This window comes from Nannocystis bainbridge, assembly GCF_028368995.1.
Classification (GTDB): Bacteria; Myxococcota_A; Polyangia; order Nannocystales; family Nannocystaceae; genus Nannocystis; species Nannocystis bainbridge.
Genome location: NZ_JAQNDL010000005.1, coordinates 60578 through 67500, shown reverse-complemented (window position 1 = coordinate 67500; position 6923 = coordinate 60578). Strand labels below are relative to the sequence as shown.

Here is a 6923-nt window from a genome sequence, read left to right as displayed (position 1 = left end):
ACCTTTTGTATCATGAGCCAACGAGTTGTGGTCAGCGGCAAGGTTAAGCCGATAGGCGAAGCCGAAGCGAAAGCAAGTCTGAGAAGGGCGTTTAAGTCGCTGGTTACAGACCCGAAACCTTTGTGATCTATCCATGGGCAGGCTGAAGCGCGGGTAAGACTGCGTGGAGGGCCGAACTCACCATAGTTGAAAATATGGGAGATGACCTGTGGATAGGAGTGAAAGGCTAATCAAACTGGGAGATAGCTGGTTCTCGCCGAAACATATTGAGGTATGGGGTCAGTCGATTTGCGTCGGGGGTAGAGCACTGGATGGGCTAGGGGGACCACAATCTTACCGAACCCAACCAAACTCCGAATACCGATGACAACAGGCTGGCACTCAGGCAGTGAGAGCTAAGTTTCATTGCCGAGAGGGAAAGAACCCAGACCGGCAGCTAAGGTCCCCAATTCATCACTAAGTGGTAAAGGATGTGGGAGCACTCAGACAGCCAGGAGGTTGGCTTAGAAGCAGCCATCCTTTAAAGAAAGCGTAACAGCTCACTGGTCGAGTGAACCTGCGCCGAAAATTCAACGGGTCTAAGTGATGAACCGAAGCTCCGGGTCTGTCGAAAGACAGGCGGTAGGCGAGTATTGTCTGCGCGGTGAATGCGTACGGAAACGAGCGCTGGAGTGCAGACAAGAGCTGATGTTGGCATGAGTAGCGATAAACCGGGTGAAAAACCCGGTCGCCGTAAACCCGAGGGTTCCTGGGTAAAGATAATCTTCTCAGGGTTAGTCGGTCCCTAAGGCGAGGCAGAAATGCGTAGTCGATGGGAAGCAGGCGAATATTCCTGCACCAGCACGGATGGTTTTGTAAGGTGGGACGGAGGAGGATAGCCGAGCGACCTGATGGATGGTCGTTCAAGCCGGTAGACGGCTCGCGTAGGAGGCATCTGGCCGCAAACGCGTGGGCAACGTCGAGAGGTGATGAGGGTCGCCGCAAGGCGGACAACTCGGTGAGTCCAAGCTTCCAAGAAAAGCATCGTACAAGTTAACCGCTGTGCTGACCGTACCGTAAACCGACACAGGTGGGTGGGGAGAACATCCCAAGGCGCTTGAGAGAACTCGGGTTAAGGAACTCGGCAAATTGACACCGTAACTTCGGGAGAAGGTGTGCCCTTGAGGGTGACGGGCCTCGCGCCATGAGCCTTTGGGGGTTGCAGAGAATCGGGGGTAGCGACTGTTTACCAAAAACACAGGACTCTGCGAAGTCGCAAGACGACGTATAGGGTCTGACGCCTGCCCGGTGCCGGAAGGTTAACAGGAGATGTCAGCGCAAGCGAAGCATCGAATCGAAGCCCCGGTAAACGGCGGCCGTAACTATAACGGTCCTAAGGTAGCGAAATTCCTTGGCGGGTAAGTTCCGTCCTGCACGAATGGCGTAACGACTTCCCCACTGTCTCGACCCGGGACTCAGCGAAATTGAAATCGGGGTGAAGATGCCCCGTACCCGCGGCAAGACGGAAAGACCCCGTGAACCTTTACTGCAGCTTGGCACTGGTTTTCGGACTTGTCTGTGTAGGATAGGTGGGAGGCTATGATGTGGGGCCGCTAGGTTCCACGGAGCCAACCTTGAAATACCACCCTGAGAAGTCTGAAAGCCTAACCGTGACCAGTGAGCCTGGTCCGGGACACTGCCTGGTGGGTAGTTTGACTGGGGCGGTCACCTCCGAAAGAGTAACGGAGGCGCGCAAAGGTTCCCTCAGGCTGATTGGAAACCAGCCGAAGAGTGTAAAGGCATAAGGGAGCTTGACTGCGACTCATACAAGAGGAGCAGGCACGAAAGTGGGCCTTAGTGATCCGGTGGTTCTGAATGGAAGGGCCATCGCTCAACGGATAAAAGGTACTCCGGGGATAACAGGCTTATCACGCCCAAGAGTTCACATCGACGGCGTGGTTTGGCACCTCGATGTCGGCTCATCGCATCCTGGGGCTGTAGTAGGTCCCAAGGGTTTGGCTGTTCGCCAATTAAAGCGGTACGCGAGCTGGGTTCAAAACGTCGTGAGACAGTTTGGTCCCTATCTGCCGTGGGCGCAGGAATCTTGAAGTGGAGCTGTCCCTAGTACGAGAGGACCGGGATGGACAGACCCCTGGTGTTCCGGTTGTTTTGCCAAGAGCATCGCCGGGTAGCCATGTCTGGAACGGATAACCGCTGAAAGCATCTAAGCGGGAAGCCAACCACAAGATGAGGATTCCCTGAAGGTCCGTCGTAGACGACGACGTTAATAGGCCGGGTGTGGAAGCGCGGCGACGCGCGGAGCTAACCGGTACTAATCGACCGTTCGGCTTGACCTTGGGCACCGTCCCGTGTGGCGGTTTGCAGTCCGAGGTTCCGAGCGATACACGCACAACGGCCAAATGGCCCGCTCCGAGATGGAGCCCTGTACACAGCGTACTACGATCTCTTGCGAGGCTGATTCGGTGGCTCTGCCACGACTCTCCTCGCCGCTCGTCGTCAAGTTTTTGCTGGTGGCTATAGCGGAAGGGCCACACCCGATCCCATCCCGAACTCGGTCGTTAAGACTTCCAGCGCCGATGGTACTGCAGGGGCGACCCTGTGGGAGAGTAGGACGCCGCCAGCGCTATGCCCCCTTCGTAAGAAGGGGGCTTTTTTATTTGGGTCTCGCCAGTGGCCCGTGCCGCGCTCAGAACAATCGCGCTGGTTCGCCGAGCCGGACGAACTCCGAGTTCTGAGGAGTGGGGACACCCTGTGGGCGTCGCCGGAAGCCGTTTCGACTCGAGCTACTTGCCGATCGGGCTCCACGGTGTCGGCGAAGACTCCGCGGAGCTCGGCTGCGTCGGTCGCGTCGCCAACGACGCTCGGACTACTTGGCGATCGGGACGAATTTCACGGCGTCGCCGGAGATATCGAGGATCTCGGCCGGGCCGCTGGTGTCACCGGCCGCAGCGCCGACCCGGATGAGCTTGCCGTCGCACATGACGGCGTCGATCTTCTCGGCCGGGGGGCGAGCGATGACGAGCCGCTTCACCGCGAGGTCGGCGATGACCTGCTCGACGACCTCGCAGGCAGGCTCGTTGCCGCGGAGACGAGGGGTCCGCGCAGGGCCAGGTGCGGCGAGCATGTCCGGCATCATGGCGATCTCGCCGAGCATCCACTTGGTGCTCTCGTCGTTGATGTTGTCGATGCCCTTCTGCACGTGCTCGCCGAGGAGGCCGGCGTGGGCGAAGACGCTGTCGCCCGCGACGAGGATGAGCTTCTGCTCGGAGAGCTTCTTGGCGGCGGGGCCACCCGAGGCGAACACGGCCGCGCGGCCGCGCTGATTGGCGGGCAGGCTCTCGACCCGCGGATCGTCGCTCTTCTCCTTGGCGTAGTCCTTGAAGCCCTGGGCGTGGACGATGTCCTTGAAGTTGAGCGCGACGTTGAGGATCTCGTTCTCGCCAGTCAAACGGTGGAGCGCGCCGCCGGCGGCCTGGGCCTGGGCGGCGAGGTCGTCGAGGAGGGCGAGCGTGGCCTTCTCGTCCTTGCTGTTGCCGAACTGATTGCCGAGCTGGACGACGACGAGGTCGCCGCCAGCCCACTTGCCGGCGTCGTCGATCGCGCCCGCCGTCTTGAGGGCGGCCCTGGTGGCAGCGAGGTCGCCGCCCAGCGAGCCGATGACGACGGTGCGACCCTTCGGATCGGCGACCCGCGCCTTCTCACTCGCGGGAGCCCGGGGGCGCGGCTTCTTGGCACTGTCGCCCGCGGGCTCCTCCTTGGCGTCGGCCTTGGCCTCGACCTTCTTCTCGTCGGTCTTGGGAGCCGTCTTGGTGTCGCCCCCGCAAGCAGCGAGCAGGAAGGCGAGAGCGAGGGCGGAGCGAGGGACGAGGGCAGGCATGGCATCCGAGACTACACCCCGGGGCCGGGCGCCGTCACCCGCCGCGGTCCGGGAAGCGCGCGGGGGCCTCGGGTGCGGCGTGCGAGCGCGGTGCGGGACGAGCTCGAGGCGCATGGGGCGTGTAGACGACGGCTGTCCTTGCGGCGTGCGTGCCGGGCTCGGCGGCTACGAGTGATTCGTCGCGGGTTCGGTCTTGCGGTCGGCGGCCTGGTCAGCGGCGAATCTGGTGTCGGGGATGCGTGGCCTGGGTTGCGGGACGTCACCTCGTTGGCGCCCGCGAGTCGCCGCAGGCGTCGACGTGAACGGAGGTGCTGTCTTGAGGGACATGTGCAGAAGGACATGTCATGTCGCGCGCCGATGTCGCATGGGACGGGAGTCGGCGCACGGCCCATGGCGCTGACGGGGCCCGAGACCGTGATATCGTGTGCGCGATCTTGGAGGCGACTATGCGCAACTGGGCGTGCATCGTGAGCGGAGCGCTGCTGATCGGGGCGTGCAATGGTTCGGGGGGCGAGACGGGAGCGGCCAGCGAGACTTCGACGGGGACGACGACGAGCGGCGCCGCGACGACGACCGGCTCCACCACGGGCACGGGCGAGCCGACGACGACCGTGCCGACGTCGACGACCGACGACACCACGGCGACCGGCACGACCGGGGTCGAGGGCGGGTGCGCCGAGACTTCGCCGCCCGACACGCCGATCGCGTGGGACAAGGGGCAGCCCGACATCTCCGGCTGCGCGACGATCCGCGGCCAGCGCGAGCTGCGGGCGATCATGCACCTGCACTCGCACCACTCGCACGACGCGTGCGACGGCGATCCGCAGCCGAACGGGGTGCCCGACGAGGATTGTCTGGCGGATCTCCGCTTCGGGCTGTGCACGCCGCGGATCGACGTGGCGATGTTGAGCGACCATCCGACGCACGCGACCGAGGCGGCCTACGAGGAGCTGCTGCTGATGCGCGAGATGGACGAGCCGATCCTCGGGGACGGCGGGACGCCGATCGCCGCGTGGCTCAAGTGCCCGGACGGTCACAAGGTGATGGTGATGCCGGGGATCGAGAGCGCCCAGATGATGCCGTTCGGGCTCGAGAAGCACGTGAGCGACGTGTACGGCACGAGCTCGCCGGCGGCGTTCGCGGCGATCAAGGAGGCCGGCGCGTTGGCCTGGGTGGCGCACACGGAGGGCCGCGACCTCGCCGAATTGGCGACGCTCGGGCTCGATGGGATCGAGCTGTACCAGCTGCACGCCAACCTCGACCCCGACATCCGCATGGAGGACCTCGGCCTCGACGACGACGATTACTTCGCGGCGATCATCCCGTTCTTCCTGCAGCCGGGGCGGCAGCCCGATCTGGCGACGCTGGGGTTCTTGCTGCCCAACGAGCCGTCGATCGTGGCGCTCGAGACGCTCGGGCAGACGCAGCGGCTGACGATCTCCGCCGGCACCGACGCGCATCAGAACGTGTTCGACACCATCGCCACCGACGGCGAGCGCGGCGACTCGTATCGGCGCATGATCCGGTGGTTCAACAACCGCATCCGCACCGCCGAGTTCACGCCGCAGGCGGTCAAGGCGGCGCTGCGCGCGGGTAACAACCACATCGTGTTCGAGTCGCTCGGCACGCCGGTCGGGTTCGATTTTTACGCCGAGGGGGCCGCGGTGACCGAGATGGGGGCCGAGGTGTCGCTGGCCGGCGGTCCGCTGACGCTGCGGGCCGTGCTGCCGACGCTCGACCCGCGCAGTCCGCAGGGCCCGGAGGCGCCGGGCGTGCGCGGGGTGCTGTACCGGGCGACCGCCGACGAGCGCGAGGAGCTCATGACCTGGTCGAGCGGACAGATCGAGATCGAGGCGCCCGGGCCTGGGGTGTATCGCGTGGAGGTGTGGGTCACGCCGAAGCACCTGCTGCCGTACCTCGGCGACGCGCCCGAATACGCCGAGATCGAGGCGCCGTGGATTTACAGCGGCGCGCTGTTCGTTCGGCCCTGATTGTCAGCACATGTCTCAAAAGACAGCCGGAGGCCAAGGCGCCTCCGGCTGAATCATCGCTCAGAAGTTATACGCTTCGTTGGCCGGGTCGAAGTCCGCGTCGGCGAGGCCGACGTTGAGCTTGGTGCCCTGGAAGCCGTAGTCCTCGAGCAGGTCGCCGTCGGCGTCCCAGACCTGGATCCGCGTCGGCATCTTCGTCTTGAGGTCGAAGCAGACCTTGGCGCGCGCGGCGTAGTAGACGGTGAACACGCCGCCCGCGGGGGTGCGGGCCTCGATGCAGCGGCTGCGGGCGCCGTGGACGACCTTCTCGCCGTGGTCGAGGTAACGGACGCCGTCCTGCGGGCGCGACTCGCTGAGCCGCGCGTCGCGGGCGATGAGGCCGATCGCGTGGCCGAAGTGGGCCTCGGTGATCTGGTGACGGTTGCCCTGCATCGCCATGCTCGAGTCGGGACGCAGGTTGACCGTCATGTCCGGGAAGGAGCCCTTGTGGGCCCGGATCTTGTCGTCGTTCCAGCCCTTGACGTAGATGACCTCGCGGGTCTGGTTCACCTCGCCGGTCCACTTGAGGTAGAGGGCGAGCGGCTTGCGGAACTTGACCTCGATCTCTTCGCGCGGCATCAAGCGGCCCTTGACGCGCTCTTGCTTGTACATGGTTGTGGTGTAGTCGTGGACCTGCTCGAACGCCTTCTCCATGTCGAACACGAGCTGGCGGATCTTCGCAGCGTCGGCCTCGACGCCGGCGGCGGCGGGCTCTTGGGCGCGAGCGACGTGCGCTGCGCCGACGACGACGGTGACCGCCGCGAGCAGCGACGGCACATGACGCGTAAGCCATTTCATGGGGTGGAGCTTTTGCATGGCTTTCTTCCTCTCGTCAACCAGCGGCAGGCCCGCAAAGGAGCAGGAGCGAGCGCGGCCGCTGATAGACGCTGTTCGGGGGGCCGCTGCGACGCCGGCCCCCAGGCCCTATTCACGCGCGGACGGGCGCCCGTGTGAACGCGCCTTATGTCATTTGTGGCTTATCCGGTGCGGATCATTCGAATGCGCGATGTCGTGCC

Annotated in this window: 3 protein-coding genes and 2 rRNA genes (1 of these 5 cut by a window edge); 3 read left to right on the top strand and 2 right to left on the bottom strand. The window is 64.1% G+C overall.

The window, feature by feature from the left end; translation table 11 throughout:
* Both POL25_RS40655 and rrf read left to right on the top strand, forming a co-directional pair.
* Nucleotides 1–2336, top strand: a 23S ribosomal RNA gene (locus tag POL25_RS40655); it begins 607 nt to the left of the window's first position.
* A 170-nt stretch (nucleotides 2337–2506) separates the two neighbouring features.
* A 5S ribosomal RNA gene (rrf, locus tag POL25_RS40650) occupies nucleotides 2507–2623 on the top strand.
* A 243-nt stretch (nucleotides 2624–2866) separates the two neighbouring features.
* Here the strand turns inward: rrf and POL25_RS40645 are convergent.
* Complete coding sequence (locus POL25_RS40645; protein ID WP_272091811.1) at nucleotides 2867–3877, bottom strand: metallophosphoesterase family protein; 1011 nt, start codon at nucleotides 3875–3877, stop codon at nucleotides 2867–2869.
* A 446-nt stretch (nucleotides 3878–4323) separates the two neighbouring features.
* On the opposite strand from POL25_RS40645, the gene POL25_RS40640 reads away from it, so the two are divergent.
* Nucleotides 4324–5868: a CehA/McbA family metallohydrolase domain-containing protein gene (locus POL25_RS40640; protein ID WP_272091810.1), complete on the top strand. Its 1545-nt coding sequence runs from the start codon at nucleotides 4324–4326 to the stop codon at nucleotides 5866–5868.
* 60 nt (nucleotides 5869–5928) lie between these two features.
* On the opposite strand, the gene POL25_RS40635 is transcribed toward POL25_RS40640, so the two are convergent.
* Nucleotides 5929–6705 (bottom strand): DUF1571 domain-containing protein, encoded by a 777-nt coding sequence (locus POL25_RS40635; RefSeq protein ID WP_272091809.1) that lies wholly within the window; start codon nucleotides 6703–6705, stop codon nucleotides 5929–5931.
* Nucleotides 6706–6923 lie beyond the last annotated feature (218 nt).